This is a genomic window from Desulfomarina profundi (genome assembly GCF_019703855.1).
GTDB classification, from domain to species: Bacteria; Desulfobacterota; Desulfobulbia; order Desulfobulbales; family Desulfocapsaceae; genus Desulfomarina; species Desulfomarina profundi.
On sequence record NZ_AP024086.1, the window covers coordinates 1,935,262 to 1,958,844 of the forward strand.

The following is a 23,583-nucleotide window of genomic DNA, read 5'->3' on the forward strand; positions in this document are numbered from 1 at the left end:
CCGGGGAATAAATAATGATGGTTCAGAGACAGCGGGAACAGGCAGAAACCCATCTCCTCCGTGCGGCTCAGGAATTCCAGAAGTGCATGCAGTGTGGAAAATGCAGAAGTGTCTGTCCGGTCTTCAAGGAAATTGGCAATGAACTCTACGTCGCCAGGGGCAAAAACAAACTTGCCGAAAAAATAGTCTCCGGAGATCTGCAGATTACCTCGAGAGTCAAAGACGCGATCAATGAATGCCTCAACTGCAAGACCTGTTCGGCAAACTGCCCGGCAGGAGTCAGTCCCGAGCACGTCGTTCTCCGCCTTCGCTGGTATATTACTACCCGCGAAGGACTGGGTCTGTTCAAGGCACTGGTCTTTCGTCAACTTCTCTGGAGAAAATGGCCGATTATCGCTGGAGCCGTTTTCATCGGTTTTGTGCAGAGGATTCTACTTGATATCGGTCCCCAAAATCCTGTTCGGCACCTGTTCCCCCTGTTCGGCTTTTCAAAACGCCGCAACTTTCCAAGGTTAGCTCTTCGTCCCGCCCAAAGTCTTTACCCGGAAGTCATTCCATCGAAAAAGGGTACACCTGTTAAACGAATAGGATATTTTACAGGATGTGCCGGTAACCTCATTTATACAAATGTAGTGAAATCTGTTGTCGATATACTTACCGGTTACGGCTATGATGTAGTCATTCCCAAGGACCAGAAGTGCAGTGGAACCCCGGTCCTTGCCAATGGCGATTACGAGGGAGCCGCTAACCTTATGGAACACAATTTCAATCTCTTCAGACGCTATGACCTGGACGCCATAGTAGTTTCCTGCTCATCCTGCGGGCTGGCCCTGAAAAAAGAAATAAAGCTTTTTATTGACAATTGTGACGAATTAAGGGAATTCTGCGACAAAATCTACGATATCAACGAATTTCTGGAAAAGGAAGTACAGTTCGGCCCGAATGATCTTGGCAGGTTGCCCTACAGGGTAACATATCATGATCCCTGCCATTTGAACCGGGGGCAGGATGTCAGAAAAGAACCCAGATCCCTGCTCATGAAAATCCCCGGATTGATATTCAAGGAAATGCAAGATGCTGCAGTCTGCTGCGGCAGTGCCGGAAGCTACTGTCTGACCCATTATGAAACAGCAATACAAATCAACAACCATAAAATCAAAAATATTCAAAAAGAGTATGTCGAGTATGTCGCCACTGCCTGCCCCACATGTATCATGCATATCCAGGATAATCTCCTCCAGCACCATTCAGGAGAAAAAGCCCGTTTTGTCGTGGAAATTCTCGCAGATTCTCTCAGGAAGGCCGGTACAATCTGAAGTTGTTTTCAGCAATCCTTAATCGGACCGGGCTCCCACAGACAATCACATGATTGGCAGGAATTCAGGAACTGGAGTAGCTTTTTTCAATGGATTTTACCACCTCACCAGCCGGCAAGGATGCTCCCCTCGAAAAGACCATAAAAAGAATTACCGATACACTTAACCAATTCGACTTTCTCCCAGAAACGGCGCACTGGCTCAACCCGGCCCCCGCTGCTGGTCAGTCCATCTGCGCCTGAAAAATGCACCTTTTCTCTATACCAATGGTAAGGGGATTTCCAGACAGGCAGCCCTGGCCAGCGGGCTTGGTGAATTTGTGGAAAGACTGGCAACAGGCTTCTTTTTCGAGAATTATTTTCTTGAAGGCATGATTAATAACAGTCAATATCTCCATTTTCCTGATGAAATATGGCTACCATCCTTCAGCAGAAAAGATGAGCAGCTGCTCACGAAAAAATTACTGAATTATTATGATCCAAATGGAGATTTAGAGGAACAGCATCTCCTGGAACAGAACACAACTGATTCCGGAAAAGGTATCTGCTGTCTGCCGTTTATTAACCTGGAAAAGAAGGAAACCGTCAATTTTCCTGTTGCCCTGCTCTACAATCTCTATGTCAGTAACGGTATGGCGGCAGGAAACAGCCGGAATGAATGTTTCTGTCAAGCTCTTTGCGAGATAATTGAAAGACATGTGAAACAACGGGTCATTGCCAAAGGATTAACCCTTCCGAATATTCCAACCCATTTTCTTGAACGTTCCCCTGCCACCAAAAAGATACTGGAAAAACTCAAGCACCATGGATACATGGTGATCGTAAAAGACAGTTCTCTTGGGGGCTGCTTCCCGGTCATCTGCGTTCTTCTCATCCATCCTGAAAGTGGAAGTACATTTGCATCATTCGGTGCAAGTCTTCGTTTTGAGGTCGCAATCGAACGCACCCTGACAGAACTGCTCCAAGGACGAAAACTGGCCCATCTCTCCCATTTCCAACCACCAGTGTATGACCTGTCCCTCACGGCAGACAGTTATAATATTGAAAGCCATTTTATTAATTCAGATGGCCTGCTGCCCTGGCAGATGCTTAGAGACAACGCTGAATATACTTTTTCACCCTGGGATTTCTCCGGAACCACTGCTGAAGAACTGCGCCAGCTCAAAACGCTTATACTTTCCTCCGGATTTTCAATCTACTATAGAGAATATAACCAATTCGGAATAGATACCTGCAGAATTATTGTTCCAGGGATGTCGGAGATTTATCCGGTGGATGATCTGGTCTGGAACAACAAAAATAAAACGGCAGTTTTGCGTCGGCTGCTTCTTCAGCTACCTCAGCTCAACGAAGGGGATCTGCTTTTTCTTCTCCATCAACTGGATGAAAACACCTCGGATCCACATCTGTTGATACCTGATCTTATCGGTGTGCTTTTTGAAAAAGACAATCCATGGAACAATCTCTGCGTCGGCGAACTCAGGGCACATATTCTCCTGGCACTGCATAACCATCAGCATGCCGCTGAATCATGCCTCTGGTGCCTGGAGTATGCCCCTCTCTCTCAACAGAGAAAGCTGCTTTTCCGGGCAATCCTTACACTCCTTGAATGCCGACTGGCTGAAGAAAAATATCAGGATTACGAAAAATGTCATATCTCCTTTTTTCCAAAGGAGATATACCGTCAGGCAAAAAAAATGACAGCCGGAAAAAACAGGTTTTCATGGTTGCCGTTCGCCTCCACATGGCGGGAGCTTTCAGAAAAGCACAACAGCCTGCTGACCCTTTACGAGCGATTCAGGGAAACTGCAACGACGACCTGATCAAAGGTCACCCATCACGGGCAGACTTCCTCTCCTGTTAACACAGCTTTTGACGCTCGTGCGATGGCCAGCTCTTCATTGGTGGGTATTCCCCACACCTGAACCCTGCTGCTGTCGCTGCTGAGCAGGACGGGTTCCCTGACTCTTTGATCGTTTCTTTGAGAATCGAGTTCAACACCGAAATGTTCCATTTTTTCAAGACTTTTTGCCCGGACAATACTGTCATTCTCCCCTATGCCTGCTGTAAAAACAATGGCATCTACCCTGCCCAGCACAGCCATGAACGCACCGATATATTTACGGTTTCGATAGGTCTGGACCTCGAGTGCCAGACGCGCCCTCTTGTTTCCCACCGCAATCTGCTCATGAATATCACGCATATCATTCATTCCGCAGAGCCCTTTCAGACCTGATTCCTTATTGAGCATGTCATCAATTCGCTTTATATCCATGCCGCAGTTTCTGGCAAGGAAAAAATGTAAGGCGGGATCGACATCACCGCTCCGGGTTCCCATGACCAGTCCCTCCAGGGGTGTAAGACCAAGAGAGGTATCGACACTCAGGCCTCTTTCAATTGCGCACATGGAACAGCCGTTCCCCAGGTGAACAGTTATCAGGTTGAGTTCTGTCAGCGATCTTTTCATCTGTTTTGCACATTCCTGTGCCACATACTGGTGAGAAGTGCCATGAAAACCGTAACGCCGGATTTTTTCTTTTTCGTAAAGCTCACTCGGCAACGCATAATGATATGCTTTTGGTGGAATGGTTTGGTGAAAAGCAGTATCAAAAACCGCAATCTGTTTTACCCCTGGAAAAAGTTCACCGGCCACTCTGATTCCATCGAGATTCGCAGGATTATGCAGGGGAGCAAGGGCCACATTATTCTCTATGGCCTCTAGAACTTCTGCTGTAATTAACGTCGGACTATGAAATTCCTCTCCTCCGTGCACAACCCTGTGACCGATAGCCTCAATACTGTCTTTTCCGGAAATCACTCCGCTTGCTGGATCAGTCAGGACGTCAACCACCAGCCGCATTCCCTTACTGTGGTCCTCAACCTTCTCCGACCTCTCCACTTTCGCCTTCAAACCTGTTTCGGGCCTCAACGTACAGGAAACGACACCCTTTTCCTCTCCTATTCTCTCCACAAGTCCCGAAGCGAGCACTTTTTCCCCACCCATATCTATGAGCTGGAATTTAATAGAAGAACTTCCTGAATTTACAATAAGTATTTTCACTGCGACCTCTTTTGATCAACTGAGATTATGAATATTCAATTTTTCATTTCACAGACATACATGAAAAAATCACAAAACCCTCGCGGATTGAAGTATTACCATACCCGGCAGGCAAGACCCATTCTTTTTATTGATTTATGATTTCAGTAAATTGGAAGGAAAGAAAAACGTGGATGGTGCTATAAAAGTTCAGATCTGTTTCTCGCCGACTTTTCCATCAAGCGATGAAGACAACTCACGTAGATCTTATTCTGGAAAGGTTTTGAAAGATGATCCACATAGGGATCACTGCTCTGAAGTTCTTTTGTCGACTCCAGAAATTCAATATTGCCGGAACTGAACAGTACAGGAATATTTTGATCCATTTTCCGGATATGATTGTAAACGTTCATGCCGGTAATTTCTCCGGGGAGTACATAATCCAGGCTGACACAGTCATAATTGTTGTTATTGAACAACTCTATAGCCTTCTCTCCATTACTGGCAATATCTACTTTATGGTTACAGGGATCTCCCGTTAACAGACGATACTGCACCTCGGAAATAGCCTGTTCATCTTCCACCAGGAGAATACGTTGATTGAACAAATTAACCTCTTTCTGAATTTCCTCTTTTTCTTCCGGGGTCAGTTCCTTTTCCCTTACCGGCAATTTGATGGTGAACTTAACTCCACAGCCGAATTCAGACTCAACCTCAATCGTCCCCCTGTGCTGTTCAATATATTTTTTTACATTTGCCATCCCATAGCCGGTTCCCTTTACACCTTCCCGATAGGAACCGGTTACATCTTTTGTCCCTTTCAGGGTAAATGAAGGATCATAAATTCGATCAAGATACTCACTGGGAATGCCACAACCGTTATCTTCAATTTCAATTCGAATACTGTTCTCTGCACAGGAAGTTCGAAGAATAATTCTGGGTTCAGTCTCAAGTGTTAATGCATGAATTGAATTGAGAATCATATTCACAAGAGCATGTTCGATCATCCCTGGATCAGCAAGCAGTTCAGGCATATCATATTGATCATCCCGAATAATCTCTATTCCCTCCAGATCTTTTTTTAAGAGACTCAATACAAGATCGATTTTTTCGCTGACCCTGAAAAACTCCTGCTTCGGTTCCTGATCTCTTGCAAAAGCAACAAGATTTCTTGTCAGATTTTTTCCGCGAAGTGTCTGCTCAAATATTAACTCCAGAGTTTTTTTGATTCGTTCATCTTTGCATTCAAGGAGAGAAAGCTCAGTATTGCCCATGATTACTCCTAAAATATTGTTGAAATCATGGGCCATTTTGCCAGCAATCTGTCCGACCAGTGCCAGTTTTTCATGTTCGGCAGCTATATTGAGAGCTGCCATTTTCTCACTTTCAATTTTTTTCAATTCAGTAATATCATGAACAACTATCCTGGCTCCCGTTACTTTTTTTCCCTGATAACTAAAATCTGTATTTATCACTACATTTATTTCCTCACCATCTTTCTTGAGAATTATATATTCTGCTTTATCTCCGGGAACCTCACCTGAAGCAAATTTTCCGAATTCTTTCAAAAAAGACTCTGCGCTTTTTTCATGCAACAGCCTTCGGGCATCCATCGTTAACAATTCTTCTTCAGTATACCCTGTAAATCTGCACATTTGTTCATTAACACGGGTAAATTTTCCTTGAGCAAAATCCAACTCACACATACCGGCAGGAGCATTATTGAACAAATACCTGTATCGTTTTTCACTCTCTTTGAGAGCTTCTTCCGTTCTTTTTCGCTCAATGGCTATCGCCATCTGATCCGATACAAGTGACAAAACCTTTAAATCTTCTTCATTGTAGAGAAACGGGTCGGTATAACTCTGGACGGCGACAACGCCGATGACCTCATTATGAATAACAAGTGGTGCACCCATCCAAATCAGGGGAACTGTTCCGACAATTCGATTCGCAGCACCTCTTGATGCAAGTTCCAGTTCTTTAAAAAGTATCGGCTTACCTCTGAACAGGACTTCACCCGTCAGTGTTTTCTCAGGTGCGAAATCAAGAATAGGAGAACTGTCTTCATCCATTGTATCAACAGAATAAGGGAAATGGAGCATTTTTTTCTTATTATCAACAAGTGCAATAAAAAAATTGGTGACGTCAATGATGGTTCCCAATGATTTGTGAATCGATTTGTAAAGCTCATCAAGATCACCCGCTGTATTAACCGCATTTGAGATGGCAAACAGAGTTGAGATAGTTTTTTCGGATCTTCTCTGCCGGGTGATATCCCTGACTATCCCGCACAGCCCTGTAATGTTATCCTTTTCATTTCCAACAGGAACTTTGATAGTATGAAAAAAACGAACGTCTCCATTAATCTTTTTTTCAAGAAAATCTTCAACCGTCTCGCCCCTGAGAACCTGTCGATCAATTTTCAAGTTTTTTTCACTTTCGTCGGGTCTTAATAATTCTTCATCAGTCCTGCCGATAATATCCTCTTCACTTTTCCCAAAAAGTCGAGCAAAGGCTGGATTTATTTTCTGATAGCGGCAATGGGTATTTTTAATAAAAATTGCATCCTGTGCAGTATTGAAAATTGTTGAAAGCAGTTCCTCACTTTTCCGCAATGATTCCTCGGTGTGTCTTATGGGATCAAGGTTAATATCAAGACAGAACATTTCCTTGCCTCTTGAGGTTTCAAGGAGCACATGGGAAGAATAGACGGGAACAATATTTCCATTTTTGTCAATGAGTTCCAGTTCTCCATCGGGAACCTCTTCACCATATTCAACCCATCGGTCAACCGCTTCAATAACAATTTCGCGCATTGGCTCCGGGATAATAAGATTCTCAAGTTTGGCACCAAGTGCCTCTTCTTCAGAATACCCATAAAGCGCTGTGCTGGCCTTATTCCAGAAGATCACCGTTCTATTCTCATCATATCCCTGAATAGAGATTCCTGAAACATTCTCAATGAGTTGACGAAAACGTTGTTCATTGATACGAAATGCATTGCTCTGCAATTCCCTGAGATAATCCTTCTGCGCAACTTTTCTATTGATATAATGCTGGATCAAAAAACAGATCGCCGTAATAAAGACACTGCCTGCAACCAAAAGAGTACATTTCAACCATATCGGCAGTGCCATAGATGCACTTGCCTGAAAAGATTCACCATACAGTGGACAGGGAACAGACACCATCAACCATGCAGGCAGCATTATAAGTAAAATCTGCGTAATTACTCTTCTCAACATTTCTAAAACATATCCTCTTCACAGAATGAATACTGATACTTCGTAGGAAAATCTCCATGTGTGGTGCGGGATAATCTTTATTATAGCGGAATGTTCTGAGAAACTTCAAATTCTTTAACCTGAATCCTGCAGGCAAAAGAAAATAAAACAATCATTTCACCCGAATAATGAGTAAACCTGATTACTCATGTCATGTACAATCTCTTGATATGATAAGAAGAGTTATATTTTTCATTTCCCGAGGTGTGCATAACTCAGCTCAGCTCTTATGAGTCTGGATAAGCAGGCACATCAACAACCTGGCTCAAGTTTCATGGATAATCAGAAATTATTGATTGTCCGTCCTGCAAATCGGGAGCATAAAAACTGTCATTGCCACATTAATTTTTGGAAAAAGGCACAATTAGTGGTAATAAGACCATTTTGGATTCACCTCATTAAACTTGATACGATTTACTAAAAATGTACAAAACTGATTTTCGAGAAATTCCATATAATTTTACTTCTGCAGATGACAGGCTCATCGTCAATCTTCTCTTTGGCAACAAAGTTTGGGAAGACCTGGAAGAACTGAGGAGCCAACGAATAACCGGTCGCTCAGCCCGACTGGTCATGCGATTCATGGGAGATCTTTTTATCCTGCATCGTAATCCTTTTCTGTATCAGGAACTGATTGATTCCCAAAAACGACGGGAGCATTTTTTAAAAACTGCCGAAGAAGATCTTTCCATTATAGAAACCGCTGCAAATAGGTTTCATTTCAATGAAAATCGATGCAAAAAAGTATTGCGGCTGGTTGAACTCTGTCGAAACCGGCTGCACCAGTTAAAAAAAGAAATTCGAATAACTAACAGCAGACGCCGAACTATTCTGAAATCTCTCGCACCGATAATTGGAAAGGAAAATATTCATTTTGACCCCTTCACCCTGATCAGTCACGCTACCGATGCAACAGACTGGCGCCTCTACCTTCCCTTTGCGGTCCTACGTCCCACATCGGAACAACAGGTGCCGTCCCTGATGAAAGCTGTTGTTGCTCTGGGCCTGCGGATAATTCCCCGCGGTGGTGGAACAGGACTGACCGGCGGCAGTGTCCCGGTAACTGACAACTGCGTTATGATCAATACAGAAAAACTTACACGGATTGACAAAATAACTACGCGGTCTTTTCCCCACCTGGGAAATAACGGAAAAGTATCTGTCATTCGGGTGGAATCCGGTGTGGTGACTGCCGATGTCATGAAACAGGCTTCAGCTGAAAATCTCGTGTTTGCAACCGATCCCACCTCTGCATGGGCATCCACCATAGGAGGAAATATTGCAGAAAACGCAGGAGGAAAAACGGCAGTGTTATGGGGTACAGCCATCGATAATATCCTTTCCTTTAATATCGCAATGGTTTCAGGTGAACTGTTTACAGTAAAGCGATTTAGTCATCCCATGCGAAAAATTCTGCCGGAGGACAGGGTTCAATTCCACGTCTATGGATCCAGTGGCCAACTCGTAAAAAAAGTAAACCTTTCGGGAAGAGAAATCAGAAAGCCGGGCCTGTGGAAAGACATTACCAACAAAGCTCTCAAAGGACTGCCTGGATTACAGAAAGAGGGAACTGACGGGGTTATCACATCAGCAGAATTTGTCCTCTATCCCGCATACCATGAAAAACTTACCTTCTGCCTTGAATTTTATGGCCAGGATATGGACGAAGCCAGTCATGTTATCGTCGCTATTTCGGATACCTTCAAAGACCGGGGCAAAGAAGCGCTTATTGCACTGGAACACTTTGACGAAGAATATATCAAAGCCATACAGTACAAATCAAAAGCAGCACGCTCCACTCACCCCAAGGCCGTTCTCCTGATAGACATGGTCGGACATACCGCAGACCAGGTTCTTAACGGGAAAAAAACACTGGAAGAACTCCTCATTCCATATAAAAATACCGAACTTTTTACAGCCCAGGACAGTGATGAAGCAGAGAGATTCTGGCGGGATCGTAAGCGGCTTGGCGCAATTGCGGCAAGGACCAACGCTTTTAAACTCAATGAAGATATAGTTCTTCCCCTTCATGCTCTCGCCGAGTTTACACGTTTCGTTGACCAATACAATATCGACGAGGATATCTACAACAAGAAACAGGTCATTCACCATATCTCTGAATATCTCAGAACAGCTGAACCCATAGAAGATCCAGACTGGCTTGAAGCAAAAATACCCAAAGCAGACGAACTGTGCGGGAAGACACTCGAAAAGCTGGATTTAAAACCAACGGAGACAACGGACCCAACCCGCCATGACATTTACCTGAAAAATCTGATGGATGATCTGCTCAAACTGTTCAGCGGATACCATAAGGTCAGTGAAAATATCCGTAAAATTCATGACGATGTCCGTTCAAAAAAAATCGTCATCGCAACTCACATGCATGCCGGTGACGGAAACAGTCATGTCAACATCCCTGTTTTTTCAAATGACCGGGGAATGATGAAACGAGCAGAAAAAACTGCTGAAGATGTCATGAAAAAGGCGGTTGAACTGGGAGGCGTCGTCAGTGGTGAACATGGCATCGGCATTACCAAGATGAAATTCCTGGACAAAAATCTGCTGGACGATCTCAACCGCTATCGACAGGAAATTGATCCAGTCGGTGTCATGAATCCTGGAATGCTGAAAGATCCTGAGATCATCAACAAGGTCTTCACCCCATCATTCAACCTGCTGGAACTGGAGGCAAAAATTCTGCAGTACAAGTCTCTTGCAACACTTTCCTCCATGATTTCCAAATGTGTCCGTTGCGGTAAATGCATGCCGGTCTGTTGCGTCTATTACCCGGAATCAAACATTTTTTTCCACCCGAGAAACAAAAACATGGTCATAGGCTCCCTTATAGAGGCATTGCTCTATGATATGCAACGTTCCCATCATCCACGGTTTAACCAGTTGAAAAACCTTGAAGAAATTGCAGACCACTGCACCATGTGCGGGAAATGCCTTGCCCCGTGTCCCGTAGACATTGATACGGCAGAAGTTTCCATACTTGAAAGAGATATTCTCTGCGATCTGGGATACAAACACACTGCTCCGGCAACGGCCCTTTCTCTTCAATACCTGCAGAACAGAAATCCTGTATTGAACCAGGTTTTTAGAAAAGTGGTCATGGAATGGGGTTCAGCTCTGCAGAGAACAGGTACAAGACTGCTTACAAAAAGTCCTGAAAAAATAAGAAGCAATACGTCAAAACTGCTTACAATGCTGAAATCACCAATGATGGAAGTATCCGACAAAACCATGCGTTCAATGCTCCCCCTGTGTGCGGAAAATGAAGCCCTGGCCCTCAAACCAACCGGAGATTTTGAAAGAACGGTTTTTTACTTTCCTGGTTGTGGGTCTGAAAGAATGTATGGTGATATCGGTCTGGCCTCCCTGTATCTTCTCATGAAATCTGCAACCAGGATTATTATTCCACCACCATTTCTCTGTTGTGGTTTTCCAGCAAAGGTTAATGCAAAAAAGAAAATACACACGGAAATATCCCTCAGAGATACCATAGTCCTCAGTCAAATCCGGGAGATGCTTGGATATATCTCCTTTGACGCTTTTCTTGTGAGTTGCGGTACCTGCCGGGAATCACTGAATGAAATTGGTTGTGAAGAGATTTTTTCCTGTCAGGTCATGGATATCAGCAGATACATTCTGGAAACAGGTCTTCATGACTTTACAAAAGAAAAAACCAAATCCCTTCTCTACCATACTCCGTGCCATGATTCGTTTGACGGGGATGGGGCACAACTTCTCCATCAGATCACCGACAATGTTCATGAAGTTCCCCATTGCTGCTCTGAGGCCGGAACCATGGCTATTTCACGACCGGACATCTCCCACGGCATGCTTTTGCGCAAACGGTCATCAATTGAAAAAGTGTTAAAAAACACTGCCGGCACCACTATCGCTACCAACTGTCCATCCTGCCTGTCCGGCCTTGGTCGCAACCGTGACCTGGGATTTACACCGAAACACATGGCCGTTCTTCTGGCAGAGAAAATCGGTGGAAACGCATGGAAACAGGAGCTTACGGGACTGCTCTATTCTGCTGAAAAAGTGACTTTTTAACCCTTGCGAAAACTGCCTATCTGCTGCCTGAGAAGATCGATATGCAGTCGCAGATTATAGAGTTCCTGGGCATAGGACAGAGGCACTTCCACCTGACGTGCTTCATGTTCCATTGCGTCAAGATTTTTCCGGGCCTCGGCAATGATTTCCGGTGTCGGATTTTTATTCACATACTGATCCAGATCGTGAAGTTCATCATACCATCGATATATTTTTGAACGCATCCGCCAACGGTATGTGGGAGGAAGCACCTTCATGAGTGGAATGACCAGCGCAATAAGCGGCAGGATCATCACCTTCAATCGGTCGACCAGGGAGGCTGCCCAGAAAGGCAGAAATCTCCGAAGAAACGGGGGACCGTTTTTATAAAATCTTCCGGCTTCCCGGCTGAGGGGAAAATCCAGATATTCCGGAGAAGGGTACTCTTTCCCTTTCCCGAGAAGATTCCCCTGTCCATGTATTCTCGAAGCGATCTGCATAAAAAGATCAACAAAGGCAGGGTGCAGCTTGTCACCTGCAACCAGTGTCGCAGCAGGAGCCACAAGATGAATATCAGTTTTCGGAACATTTTCTCCCATATCAATAACACCTTCAGGCAAAATAACATGGGTGAGAAATTTATGAAGCCTTGTATAGGCTTCAGCTCTCCGAACGTTGAAAAGCTTTACAACGGGATCGCGAAGCAGTTTTTCCACCAGGGAAGCTCCGGCACCCGCCACAATGCACAACACGTCTACCTGTCCATCATGTAAGGCCGAAACGCCTTCTTCTCCCCGAGAGAAACAAGAGTCACCTGGCCCCTGTCCAGCTGATTATCGACCAGTATCTGGGAGACAATTTTCCTGGTACCACTTCCCGGAAGACCTGCACCAATCCTCAGTCCCTGCAACTCTGAGAGAAGATGAATCTTGAGATCTTTTTTGAGAAAAATCCAGAGAGGTTCCACATAGAGGCTCCCCAGGCCGTGTAATCCGGGATAATCCTCACGTTTACCCACCCCCCCTGGACGAAGGCAATTTCCACCCGTCCCTCCTTCAGGAGCTTGAGATTTTCAACTGAACCGGAAGTCTCAACTATCTGAAGATCAATACCCTCCCTGGCAAAAAATGTTTTGTATTCACTGGCATATTTGAAATAAGCTCCATTTTTCCCGGCGGTTGCTATTTTCAAACTGTGCGGAGGGGCTGGTTCTACAAACTGGTAAGCAACAATAATACTCATACCGACAAGGAAAATTCCTAAACCATATACTCTGGCCAGCGTTCGTAACGTCCTTGTTTTCCTCAGGATTATATTTCGATTTTTCTTTTTCATACGATAATGAATTTACCGAGCCTTTGATGGATCCGATTGATTATGAAAAGAGGTGAAAACAATGGTTCCCACCCTGCCCAGTTTCTGATTTGTTGGTCAAATTCCAATCTATAGGGATTTTACACAAAATAATGAACCAAACACCCTGGAGAGGGAACAATATTACATTGAGGAAATTGTTTTTGCCATAATTGAGATATATTTCTGTTCCAGGGTATTACAATCAATAAATTTCACCTGCGGTAAAAAGACTTGGCGCAGCACAGTTTACGGATTAAAAAGGGAGGTGCTGGAAACACCTCCGACAGAAAATATTTCCAGTTGTTTTTCAATACATCCGTACCGTGAAAGGGATTGAATTCCCATTCTTGAGTGTGGTATCATTTTTTATACCTGAAGAAAATAACGCTTTATCTGGGAGGCCATCCGAGAATAGGCATTTCGTTCAAAATCGATGATTTTTCGAAAAAACACTACAGGCATACAGTTGATATTCCAATGATATTTTTTTGACAAATCTGAAGAGTTTGGGCAAAAATTCATTCTCGAACAGCCTCCTAACTGGTGAGTGAACCTGGTTTCTTAATTCAAGCACAATATATTGATATGAAAAAAGTTATCTTTGTCATTTTCTGAGGTGCAGAATTTGAGTGATCTTGTCCACTTAATTAATTATTTACTCGGGGAAACTACCTGAAAACAGGTTTTTCCGAACAGCCACACAGTGTGGAAATGAAATTATTTCTGGAGTAACTCAATGAGACCTTTGCTGTTTTTCTTTCTTACCATCATTCTTTTTTCTTCTCAGCCCCTGTCTGCCGGACAATCCATAAAAACCGCAGGGGAAAAAACCGTTGTGGTTGAAGGTTTCGGCAGTTCAAAACAGGAAGCTCTTCTTCAGGCCAAACGTGCCGCTGTTGAGGAAGGTATCGGTGTAATGCTTTCATCGCAGACGGAAGTGGAAAATTTTGTCCTGAAAAAAGACAAGATTATCACCCAGAGTTTTGGAGCTGTGACAAAATACACACTTCTCAAGGAGAACCATAAAGATGACACATGGCAAGTTAAAATAAGAGCAACTGTATCCCTGGACAGTATCAAAGCCAACTTGATGGCTTTGAAAATACTCCTTATCTCCATGGATAAACCGCGTATGATGGTTCTTATCCAGGAAGACAACGGAAAAAACAGTGAAAGTGCGATAGTTGACTACCTGAGAAATAAAAAATTCGATCTGGTCGATCCTGCCCAGTCTGCAGCTCTCATGAATAAAAAAGACCCTTTTATTCTCAGGGCCCTGCAGGGTGATCCGGTTGCCGCCGCCAGACTTGGAGCTGAAAATGGCGCGGAATATATCCTGGTTGGCAAGGTAAGAAAATCGTTGATGACAAATAAACTGCTCAATACGACTGGTATGAAATCCGGCCAGGCCAGCCTCACGGTTAAAGTTGTGAACTGCTCAAATGGCAGGATAGTAACAAGCAAATCAGCAACAGGTGCCGCTGTCCATGTAGCTGAGGAAATAGCCACTGGTAAAGCCGCAGAAAAAGCGGCAGAAAATCTCATGGACAACGCCCTTTTTGAATCAATTGTTGCGTCCTTCCAGGACACTGTGAACAATGGTGCGGACTTTGAGGTAACAATTTCCGGTGTTAATAATTACAGATTACAAAAACAGATCACCAGGCAACTTAAGGAATTAAAAAATGTAGTGTCCGTTACCAAAAGAAATTTCGGCGGGGGTAAACTTTCCCTGGCTGTAACGTATAAAGGCACGGCGGACGGTTTCTGTGACAAGGTCGACAGTTCAAGTATTGGTCAGAGTTCGCTGATGGTAACCGGTGTTACCGGTAACAGGATAACCATGAATCTGGAATCCAGGTGACGAAACTTGAATCCTGAGTTTTATTTGGAAATCCCACAGCAAAGGGTTTTTTTGCCATAGTCGGATTTTCATTACTCTGTTATTGCTGAGCCTTAAGGTCCGGCCATGCCGGTTTGTAAATATATACTGCAAAAAGAATTATCCGGAGGAAAAATGAAATCGTTTACTACATGGTTTGTTACATTCTGTCTGCTTTTACTGCTTCCATTGAATGTGTCAGCTGATTTTAAAAAAACCAAGATCGCCGTACTCGATTTTCAACTCCAGGGAGACAGCTTTGAAAACAAGGATCTTGGCGCCATTGTTGCAGAATGGTTTATCACTTCCATGGTTAAAGAGGGACGATTTGATGTGGTTGAACGGAGATTACTGCAGAAAATCATCAGTGAACAGAAGCTGGCCATGACCGGTCTGATTGACACTTCAAGCGCCACACAGCTCGGTAAACTGCTGGGTGTAAAGGTTATTATCTCCGGCTCTGTGATGAAATTGAGAAACATGGTGGAAATTAATGCCAGAATAATTGATGTTGAAAGTGCATCAATCATAGCCGCGGAAAATGTCAGAAGTTCGACAAGTGACAACCTGCAGGATCTTGTCATTGAAATGTCAAAGAAGATAATTAAAAATTTTCCCCTTGAAGGTTATATTGTCAATCGAAATGGAGAAATAATTACCCTGGATCTGGGAATTCGCACCGGAGTCAAACCTGGCATGAAATTCATTGTTTTCAAGGAAGGTCAGGTTATCAAACACCCGAAAACCGGTGAAGTTCTTGATGTCGAACGTATCGAAACCGGCCTAGTAACCATCACGGAGGTCCGAAAAAAAATATGCAAAGCCAGAATTAATGAGGAAAAAAGTCCCGGCTCCATTGAATATGGTCAACTGGTTAAAAGTGTTATCGAACAACAGCCGGAGAAACCACGACTCTACATTGCCACAATTCCTGAAAACTGCCGAATCCGTATCCTCAATATCGGACCGCGCTATACGCAGGGAATGATCCTTCAACCCGGAACCTACCATGTGGAGGTTTCGGCAAGCGGCTACAAAAAACAAACCCGATGGATTACAGTGGACCCCGGCCAGGAAAAGCATATCACCGTGATCCTCCAGCCTTATGCCCAGACAGCGTTTGAACCTGAAGCTGTCCCAACAGAATCGTTACCGCAACCTTCCCCGCAAAACCGATCCTCCCTTTCACGCCAGGAGGCCAAATATGTTAAAATGCTTCGTTCAAACAGCCTGCGGTCCAAAAGGGATGCTGCCAAACGAATAACACGGGCTGCACTTTCAAATACCGCTGTTCTTGACGTCGTTGAAAACGAACTCATGAAAGGCTATAGCGTCAATCTTTCAAATAGATCCCACGTGGACACAATGGCATGGCTCTGCAAGGCACTCGGGGCCTCAGGTGTACAGAAATACAGATATTCGTTAAAAAAAGTCGTCAGGAATACGTCCAGCAGGAAATTACGGGGATACTGCAGAAAAAGTCTTAATAATCTGTAGAGAGCCTTGAAGTACAGCCCGCATTTTTCATCAAATGCGGGCTGTACTTTTCTTTTTCCGTTGCCGGTTAACCTTCCGGCTCAGCATACCTTCCTCGCTACCGGTTTTTACAGAATCTGACTAAGAAACAGTTGTGTCCGCTCATGTTGAGGATTGTCAAAAAAGGCATTTGGTTCATTTTCTTCTACGATTTCACCATAATCCATAAAAATGACCCTATCCGCAACAGTCTTTGCAAAACCCATTTCATGGGTAACAACTATCATGGTCATCCCTTCCTTTGCCAGGTCAACCATGACATCAAGCACTTCCTTGATCATCTCGGGGTCCAGAGCAGAAGTCGGCTCATCAAACAACATTATTTCCGGTTTCATACAAAGACTTCTGGCAATAGCTACCCGCTGCTGCTGCCCGCCGGAGATCTGTCCCGGATATTTATTGGCCTGTTCCGGAATTCGCACTATTTCCAGATAATGCATAGCCAGCTCTTCTGCCTCTTTTTTTGGCATTTTGCGCACCCAGATCGGTCCAAGTGTCAAATTATCCAAAATGGTCAGATGGGGGAAAAGGTTGAAATGCTGAAAAACCATGCCTACCTCGGCCCGGACTTTTTCTATATTTTTCAGATCACGGGTAAGCTCTGTTCCATTGACAATGATTTTACCTCGCTGGTGCTCCTCCAGCCTGTTGATGCAGCGAATCATGGTTGATTTGCCAGATCCTGAAGGACCGCAGACAACTATTTTTTCCTGGGGAAGAACGCGAAGATTAATATCCTTCAGAACGTGAAATTCATCAAACCATTTATGCATTTCAATTATTTCAATGATTGGCTTTCTTCCGTCCTGTGTTCCGGCATCTTCCATTAACTGCTCGTTTTTCATTGATCTTTCCCTTGGAATAATCGATATAAAAATATTTACTTACAAATACAACCCATCCTGACGTTTTCCTTAAAACGGCTCACTGTCTCATGTTTCCGCCTTATACTCCAGCTCAGACTCAATATGCCTGCTGTACTGTGACATGGAAAAACAGAACATATAGTATATAAGCGCAATAAAAATATAAGCTTCCGTACTGAACCCTGTCCATTCCGGAACATTGAGAATAGATTTTGTAGTATTGAGAATATCATACAAAGCAATAATCACCACAAGCGAGGTATCTTTGAAGGCAGAAATCAAGACTCCGACAGTTGGGGGAATCACAATTTTTAAGGCCTGTGGCAGGATAATCAGCCGCATCTTCTGAAAATAATTCAACCCAAGAGATTCTGCAGCTTCATACTGCCCTTTATCCATAGCCTGCAATCCGCCGCGGACAACTTCTGCTATATAAGCCGCAGTAAAAATGATGATTGCCACCTGAGCTCTCAAGACCTTGTCTATGGTAACCCCCTCCGGAAGAAAGAGCGGAAACATGACCGATGACATAAAAAGCATGGTGATCAGAGGAACCCCTCGAATTACTTCAATATAGACAATACAGAATGCCTTGATAACAGGCATGGTTGATTGCCTGCCAAGGGCAAGAAAAACCCCAAGCGGGTAGGAGGCAAGAATACCGAAAAATGAAAGCAGAAGCGTCAGCGGCAAACCACTCCATTTAGTACTCTCAACAGGGACCAGACCGAAAAGTCCTCCCTTCATCAGGAGCCCCATTATAAAAAGTGCAACAAGCCAGGCATATCCCAACTTTTTGTTCCATTTTTTCCAGTCCCTGCTGTACACCAGCATAAACACAAGAATAATCATGGCTACCAGGGGACGCCATTGATGCTCATACGGGTAATACCCAAAAATATTGAAACGGATATTCTGGGTTACAACCGACCAGCAGGCCCCGTCCACCTGATGACATTCTTTACCACTGGTAAACCACACGCTGTCAATAAACGCCCAGCGTACAAACCGGGGAATGAATTTTACGGCGGCCAGAATAATGACAACAGTGGCGATGGAATTAAATATTCCATTGAAAAGATTGTTTCTCATCCAGCCTATAACACCTGTATTACTTATCGGTGGCTTGATGGTTTCAACCTGGGAATGTGAGGACATACTTGTCACCGTTCAATAATTGCTATTTTCTTATTGTACCAGTTCATAAAGGCTGAAGTCGCGAGACTGAGGGTCAGATAAACAAGCATCATCAGGGCAACCCCCTCAACTGCCTGTCCAGTCTGATTAATTGTTGTTCCCGCAACCTGCACAAAATCCGGATAACCTATTGCCACGGCAAGAGAACTGTTTTTCGTCAGATTCAACAACTGACTTGTCAGCGGCGGAACTATTACACGCAGGGCCTGGGGAAGAATGACCAGGGACAGGACATGTTTGGACTTCAACCCGATGGACATGGCAGCCTCGGTCTGTCCATGACTGATAGACTGGATTCCAGCCCGGACAATCTGGGCAATAAATGAGGCCGTATAGAGGACAAGTCCGAAGAGCAACGCTGAAAACTCCGGACTGATATTCATCCCTCCCTTGAAATTAAAACCTTTCAGCTCTGGAATATCCAAAGCGACAGGTGCGCCACAAGCGAGCCAGGTCAACAGCGGGAGACCAGCCATGAGCCCGACCCCAACCCAGAAAGCCGGAAACTGCTGCCCGGTTTTCTCCTGCCTTTTCCGTGCCCAGCGTGCTTGAAAAAAGGCAATAACACAACCGATCATAAAGGCTGCGCCCATGTAGGACCAGGCATAATGTTCCGCCGGAACGGCAAAGTCGATTCCCCGATTGGAAATAAAAACTCCGGCAACCGGAGTCAGCGCCTGGCGCGGCCCTGGAAAAGCTTCATAGAAAAGCGAATAGAAGAAAAAAAGCTGCAACAGAACAGGAATATTCTGAAAAACCTCCACGTATACAGTACCAAGTTTTGAAACCAGCCAGTTTGAGGAGAGAGTGCAGATTCCCACTATTGTCCCGAGAATTGTAGTCAACACCATTCCAATAAGAGAAACCTTCAGGGTATTGATAACTCCAACGACAAGGGCTCGGCCATAACTGTCGGCTGCAGTATACTCTATGGATTTTTCTCCAATTTCAAAGGCAGCTTCCTTGCCAAGAAAATCGAACCCACTGGCAATGGATTGTTTTGCCATATTTTCCTGGACATTTGATATCAGATAATAGCCGATAAAGGCCACCAGAAGAGCAGTTACAACCTGGTAAATAATTCCTCGTGTTTTCTCGTCATTCCAGAAATATGTTTTCCCCGCCGAATCTTTCGTGTTTGCAACCATTGCGGTTCACTGAGTATTTATTTTACTGAATTTCCAATTTCACTCGAAAACAATTATAATAATTATTCCGTTTAAAATTGCCGACAAAATCCGTCGTTAAAAAAGAGATTTGACGCGACAGATAGCACTACACATAAAGTTGAATTTATCTGAAAATTCTACTATACGAGATCTCTTGATCGCACTTGGGCCTTTCAAATAAAAGGTACGAGCGAACCAAACGACTCAGCCGTCTATACCTTTAGGGTACAAAAAACGAATGGAAATCCCAATTGCAACAGTAACACCTTCGTAACTGGCCACAGGATTTATAACTCTGTGTTTTCATCTACCTTATCCCTGTAAGTGATCAGGGGTGCCGTAGATTCATACAGGCGTGACTGGCCGCTATAGCCCACTATGCGGGCTGTCGCGACCGTGCGAATATGCGGTGCTCCTGATCACTTACATACCTTCTGCAGTGGAATTTTCAGATAAAATCAACCAGGAAACCTGAAAATCCCGCCCGGCCGAAACAGGATTCTTCTGCCGGACGGGATTTCGATCAAATCACTATTTAAAAGGTGGGGAGTACATCAGGCCGCCGTTGGTCCATAAGGCATTCAGACCACGTTCAATTCCCAGCGGAGTATTGACACCAACATTACGCTCAAAAATTTCACCGTAGTTTCCTACTTTTTTGATAATATTGTAGGCAAATTTCTCATCTACCCCAAGAGCTTTACCATTTCCAGGAGTTACACCGAGGAAACGCTGAACCTTGGGATCATTGCTTTTCAACTTTTCATCTACATTTTTAGAAGTAATGCCAAGTTCCTCGGCATTGATCATGGCCAGAACAGCGTAATTAACAATATCTTTCCACTGGTTATCACCATGCCTTACTGCCGGCGCCAGTGGTTCTTTGGAAATAATTTCAGGAAGAATTTTATATTTCCCCGGATCCGGTGCGCTGGCACGAATACCGGCCAACTGAGAAGCATCGGAAGTCATAACATCGCAACGCCCTGCAAAAAAGGCCTGTGAAAGTTCTGCAGTTGATTCAATGGTAACGGTTTTCCAATCCATTTTATTGGACCTGAAAAAATCAGCGGCGTTTTGCTCGGTAGTCGTTCCGGGAAGAACACAGACAGTAGCTCCACTCAATTCTTTTGCACTGTTCACTCCAAGAGCCTTTGGAACCATGAAACCCTGCCCGTCATAGTAGTTGACCTGAACAAAATCAAGACCGAGAGCTGTATCTCTTCCGAGAGTCTGGGTGGCATTCCGGCAGAGGAGATCAATTTCTTTGGACTGCAGCGCAGTAAACCTGGTCTTGGCGGTCAAAGGAGTGTAGCGGACATGGTCCTTGTAATCACCGAAAACAGCAACAGCGACAGCACGTGCGGTATCCACATCAAGCCCTTTCCAGACACCTTTCTGGTCGGCTTTACCGAACCCGAAAAGATCCCCGTTGACACCAACCTGAATATATCCTTTTGCCTTCACAGCCTTGAGCGTATCTCCATTTCCGGCAAAAACCAGACTGGCAGAAGACAAAATCAGGGTGCATCCAATAAACAAGCTCTTGAGATTGCGCATTTTTCCCTCCAGAAAAGATGAATAAAACTATTAAAGAAACTTATAAAACACCTCCGAAAAAATCAGGGTTACAAAGCTGTCCCCCCTGAAACATTTCCCTCTGTAAGTAGCATAAAAACAACTCTTTTAGCAAGATGTTATTGACCGGAAACAAATGATTCTTCCTTCCCTGCTGATTTTTTTTATTTCTACATGAAAATGCATACCGGTATAGCAGACCTGCTGTTAATCCGTGTTGCCTTCAGACGCAGATAAATTATGAACCTGTTGCAACAAGGTGTTGATATTCGGCCTGTCCGCAGGGCCACGTCCCACATGAACATAACGAACTGTGTTGTTCCGATCCAGTATGATATCACCACCCTGCTGATGGATATCGCCATTACTCTTTCTCGGCAACCGCCCCTGTAAAAGTTCACGGAAATAGGCCAGCCAGGTCTGGTACCCCCATATCTCCCAGAATGTACCCTTTCCCATGCCAAAATATGTATACAACTTCTTTTCTTCATCGAGAATAACCGGCCAGGTAAGCTTCGTATCTTTCAGGTATTTTACGGCAGTTTCCTGAGATTCAAAGCTTACCGTCACCACCCGACATTCCCATTTTTCCAGTTCTTCTTTGTGCTGATACAACTGCATCAGGTGTCCCAGACAGGGGAGTCAACCCAGATGCCTCAAAAAAACCAGAATTGTCCATGTTCCTTTCCAATCTTCCGTTTTTACTAACTGACCGGTCAGGTCATGTAATTCAACTGCCGGCAGATCTTTTCCTGCCAATCCCTCTAGCTGAGACATTCTCTTCCCCTGTAAAATAAGCCAGCCAACTAACACTGGAACCGAATTTTCACCCGTATTTTATATGAAAGTGAAGAAAAAAATGAGCAATCGCATCACTTTCATCGTTCGTTGTGGCTGTGATCCATAATTTGGTCCAGCCATGCTGGTTAGTTTGTCTGGAAATGAGCATTTTCATCCGAATCCAAGTCAGTGAAAACTTCGAAAAGCATAGATAATTAAAGGCACCATATTTGACTCCGGACCGACCTAATGAATAAACAGTCTCATTATTGATTGACCATTGCTGATTCCCTTCCTATGTTGTATTACTAATGACACTTCATCTACGGAAAGTCAAACCGGAGAAATACCATGAAACAGTTCTTTCTTTCCTGCAGTATCCTCTTTCTGTTCAGCGCTCTAATTCCTATACAGCTTTTTGCTGAAACAACTGTTGGAACAGTAAAGGGAACCAGAGGGCTGGTATCCATCATAAGAAATGGAAAAACCACACCAGCCTTTCCTGGTGATATCATATACCAGAGTGATACAATCATTACAGGCTCAAACGGAGCTATCGGTATTTTGATGCAGGACAACACTCTGATTTCCATGGGACCCATCAGCAGAGTCAAAATGGAAAAATTCCTGTTCAAACCTGACAAAAACGAATATGCCATGAAGCTGCGGATGATGGAAGGTACATTTGTATACCAATCAGGCCTGTTAGGGAAACTTGCTCCCCATGCGGTAGAACTCGACACACCGGTCGGCAGAATCAGCATGCTTAAAGGCACCGATTTCAAGGCAAAATTTTCTGCTCCTTCAGGCGGTGGCGGACGCAGCCTGATCAGACAATAAACTAATTGCAGCAGACCTGACCTGCATCTCCAGATTATCCGATTGCATGGGGTATTATTTTATGAAGATAAAATTTTTCGTAATTTTAGCTATTTTTGCTCTCCTTCTTGGTTGTGCACCAAAGGAAAACATTATTGTTCTCAGCAAATCCGATAATGGCTCAGTGGGTGCCCTGAAAATCGATTCCACTGACGGCAATTCGGTGATTCTTGATCAACCGGATATGGCTGTCATCACCGATGCCGATGAAACCGAGCTCCCCGCTCCGGTCCATATTGACAGCGCGGAAACAACAGCACTTTTCCAGGAAGCCCTCGCAGTCCACCCTCTTATGCCAAAAAGTTTTCTACTTTACTTCGAGTCCAATTCACCTCAAATTAACTCCTCATCACTGAAAATGATTGAAAAAATTATCAGTGCAATCAAGGAACGAAATTCTCATGATATAGCGGTAATCGGTCATACTGACAGAACAGGTGATGATGCATACAACAGGACACTTTCTCAAAAAAGAGCTCAATCAGTATATGATATATTAATTTCCAAAGGAATAAAGAAAGAAGATATCACCATGTCTTACCATGGTGAAGGAAACCTGCTTGTTCCCACGGCCGATAATATCGCCGAACCGGCAAACCGCAGAGTGGAGGTAATGGTTCGATAGTGTCTGCGTAGAAATGAGCTTTT

Annotated in this window: 16 protein-coding genes and 1 pseudogene; 7 read left to right on the plus strand and 10 right to left on the minus strand. The window is 44.2% G+C overall.

What is annotated here, in order from left to right; translation table 11 throughout:
* The first annotated feature begins 14 nt into the window (after positions 1 to 14).
* Both LO777_RS08980 and LO777_RS08985 read left to right on the plus strand, forming a co-directional pair.
* Entirely contained in the window at positions 15 to 1,316 is a 1,302-nt protein-coding gene (locus tag LO777_RS08980) for a (Fe-S)-binding protein (RefSeq protein ID WP_228857154.1), read from the plus strand.
* Between the two features lie 196 nt (positions 1,317 to 1,512).
* Positions 1,513 to 3,138, plus strand: coding sequence for a YcaO-like family protein (locus LO777_RS08985; protein WP_268907562.1), 1,626 nt, complete (start codon positions 1,513 to 1,515; stop codon positions 3,136 to 3,138).
* A 14-nt stretch (positions 3,139 to 3,152) separates the two neighbouring features.
* Here LO777_RS08985 and LO777_RS08990 read toward each other — a convergent pair whose 3' ends face one another.
* Both LO777_RS08990 and LO777_RS08995 read right to left on the minus strand, forming a co-directional pair.
* On the minus strand, positions 3,153 to 4,376 hold the full coding sequence (locus LO777_RS08990; RefSeq protein ID WP_228857155.1) for an acetate/propionate family kinase: 1,224 nt from the start codon (positions 4,374 to 4,376) through the stop codon (positions 3,153 to 3,155).
* A gap of 179 nt (positions 4,377 to 4,555) precedes the next feature.
* Positions 4,556 to 7,567 (minus strand): hybrid sensor histidine kinase/response regulator, encoded by a 3,012-nt coding sequence (locus LO777_RS08995; protein ID WP_228857156.1) that lies wholly within the window; start codon positions 7,565 to 7,567, stop codon positions 4,556 to 4,558.
* 498 nt (positions 7,568 to 8,065) lie between these two features.
* On the opposite strand from LO777_RS08995, the gene LO777_RS09000 reads away from it, so the two are divergent.
* Positions 8,066 to 11,713: a DUF3683 domain-containing protein gene (locus LO777_RS09000; protein WP_228857157.1), complete on the plus strand. Its 3,648-nt coding sequence runs from the start codon at positions 8,066 to 8,068 to the stop codon at positions 11,711 to 11,713.
* Here the strand turns inward: LO777_RS09000 and LO777_RS09005 are convergent.
* The 3 genes and pseudogenes from LO777_RS09005 to LO777_RS21020 form a co-directional block, all read right to left on the minus strand.
* On the minus strand, positions 11,710 to 12,444 hold the full coding sequence (locus LO777_RS09005) for a hypothetical protein (RefSeq protein ID WP_228857158.1): 735 nt from the start codon (positions 12,442 to 12,444) through the stop codon (positions 11,710 to 11,712). The two genes, LO777_RS09000 and LO777_RS09005, sit on opposite strands and share 4 nt — an antisense overlap.
* 2 nt (positions 12,445 to 12,446) lie before the next feature.
* Entirely contained in the window at positions 12,447 to 12,710 is a 264-nt protein-coding gene (locus tag LO777_RS09010) for a TAXI family TRAP transporter solute-binding subunit (protein ID WP_228857159.1), read from the minus strand.
* Between the two features lie 53 nt (positions 12,711 to 12,763).
* Positions 12,764 to 13,027 (minus strand): annotated as a pseudogene (locus tag LO777_RS21020) (hypothetical protein); the annotation flags it as partial.
* A gap of 757 nt (positions 13,028 to 13,784) precedes the next feature.
* Here LO777_RS21020 and LO777_RS09015 point away from each other — a divergent pair.
* Entirely contained in the window at positions 13,785 to 14,912 is a 1,128-nt protein-coding gene (locus LO777_RS09015; RefSeq protein ID WP_228857160.1) for a hypothetical protein, read from the plus strand.
* A 153-nt stretch (positions 14,913 to 15,065) separates the two neighbouring features.
* A complete protein-coding gene (locus LO777_RS09020; protein ID WP_228857161.1) occupies positions 15,066 to 16,427 on the plus strand; it encodes a FlgO family outer membrane protein in 1,362 nt (453 codons plus the stop codon).
* Positions 16,428 to 16,534: 107 nt separating this feature from the next.
* Here LO777_RS09020 and LO777_RS09025 read toward each other — a convergent pair whose 3' ends face one another.
* The 5 genes from LO777_RS09025 to LO777_RS09045 form a co-directional block, all read right to left on the minus strand.
* Complete coding sequence (locus LO777_RS09025; protein WP_407929133.1) at positions 16,535 to 17,293, minus strand: amino acid ABC transporter ATP-binding protein; 759 nt, start codon at positions 17,291 to 17,293, stop codon at positions 16,535 to 16,537.
* 105 nt (positions 17,294 to 17,398) lie between these two features.
* Positions 17,399 to 18,490: an amino acid ABC transporter permease gene (locus LO777_RS09030; RefSeq protein WP_228857162.1), complete on the minus strand. Its 1,092-nt coding sequence runs from the start codon at positions 18,488 to 18,490 to the stop codon at positions 17,399 to 17,401.
* Positions 18,491 to 18,495: 5 nt separating this feature from the next.
* Positions 18,496 to 19,677: an amino acid ABC transporter permease gene (locus LO777_RS09035; protein WP_228857163.1), complete on the minus strand. Its 1,182-nt coding sequence runs from the start codon at positions 19,675 to 19,677 to the stop codon at positions 18,496 to 18,498.
* A 552-nt stretch (positions 19,678 to 20,229) separates the two neighbouring features.
* The gene (locus tag LO777_RS09040; protein ID WP_228857164.1) at positions 20,230 to 21,258 is read right to left on the minus strand and encodes an amino acid ABC transporter substrate-binding protein; all 1,029 of its coding nucleotides are present in this window, start codon (positions 21,256 to 21,258) and stop codon (positions 20,230 to 20,232) included.
* 225 nt (positions 21,259 to 21,483) lie between these two features.
* Positions 21,484 to 22,053, minus strand: coding sequence for a peroxiredoxin-like family protein (locus LO777_RS09045; RefSeq protein WP_241392847.1), 570 nt, complete (start codon positions 22,051 to 22,053; stop codon positions 21,484 to 21,486).
* 354 nt (positions 22,054 to 22,407) lie between these two features.
* Here LO777_RS09045 and LO777_RS09050 point away from each other — a divergent pair, with 354 nt between their 5' ends.
* Both LO777_RS09050 and LO777_RS20585 read left to right on the plus strand, forming a co-directional pair.
* Complete coding sequence (locus LO777_RS09050; RefSeq protein ID WP_228857166.1) at positions 22,408 to 22,896, plus strand: FecR family protein; 489 nt, start codon at positions 22,408 to 22,410, stop codon at positions 22,894 to 22,896.
* Positions 22,897 to 22,957: 61 nt separating this feature from the next.
* Positions 22,958 to 23,560, plus strand: a complete 603-nt coding sequence (locus tag LO777_RS20585; protein ID WP_329955702.1) for an OmpA family protein — start codon at positions 22,958 to 22,960, stop codon at positions 23,558 to 23,560.
* Positions 23,561 to 23,583: the final 23 nt, after the last annotated feature.

Excerpts from the sequence above, each read along its gene's own strand:
- LO777_RS09050 (WP_228857166.1), top strand. The coding sequence starts at position 22,408 with ATGAAACAGTTCTTTCTTTCCTGCAGTATCCTCTTTCTGTTCAGCGCT.
- LO777_RS09020 (WP_228857161.1), top strand. The coding sequence starts at position 15,066 with ATGAAATCGTTTACTACATGGTTTGTTACATTCTGTCTGCTTTTACTG.
- LO777_RS09040 (WP_228857164.1), bottom strand. The coding sequence starts at position 21,258 with ATGCGCAATCTCAAGAGCTTGTTTATTGGATGCACCCTGATTTTGTCT.
- LO777_RS09015 (WP_228857160.1), top strand. The coding sequence starts at position 13,785 with ATGAGACCTTTGCTGTTTTTCTTTCTTACCATCATTCTTTTTTCTTCT.
- LO777_RS09035 (WP_228857163.1), bottom strand. The coding sequence starts at position 19,677 with ATGGTTGCAAACACGAAAGATTCGGCGGGGAAAACATATTTCTGGAAT.
- LO777_RS09025 (WP_407929133.1), bottom strand. The coding sequence starts at position 17,293 with ATGGAAGATGCCGGAACACAGGACGGAAGAAAGCCAATCATTGAAATA.
- LO777_RS08980 (WP_228857154.1), top strand. The coding sequence starts at position 15 with ATGATGGTTCAGAGACAGCGGGAACAGGCAGAAACCCATCTCCTCCGT.
- LO777_RS09030 (WP_228857162.1), bottom strand. The coding sequence starts at position 18,490 with ATGTCCTCACATTCCCAGGTTGAAACCATCAAGCCACCGATAAGTAAT.
- LO777_RS20585 (WP_329955702.1), top strand. The coding sequence starts at position 22,958 with ATGAAGATAAAATTTTTCGTAATTTTAGCTATTTTTGCTCTCCTTCTT.
- LO777_RS08995 (WP_228857156.1), bottom strand. The coding sequence starts at position 7,567 with ATGCTGCCTGCATGGTTGATGGTGTCTGTTCCCTGTCCACTGTATGGT.
- LO777_RS09000 (WP_228857157.1), top strand. The coding sequence starts at position 8,066 with ATGTACAAAACTGATTTTCGAGAAATTCCATATAATTTTACTTCTGCA.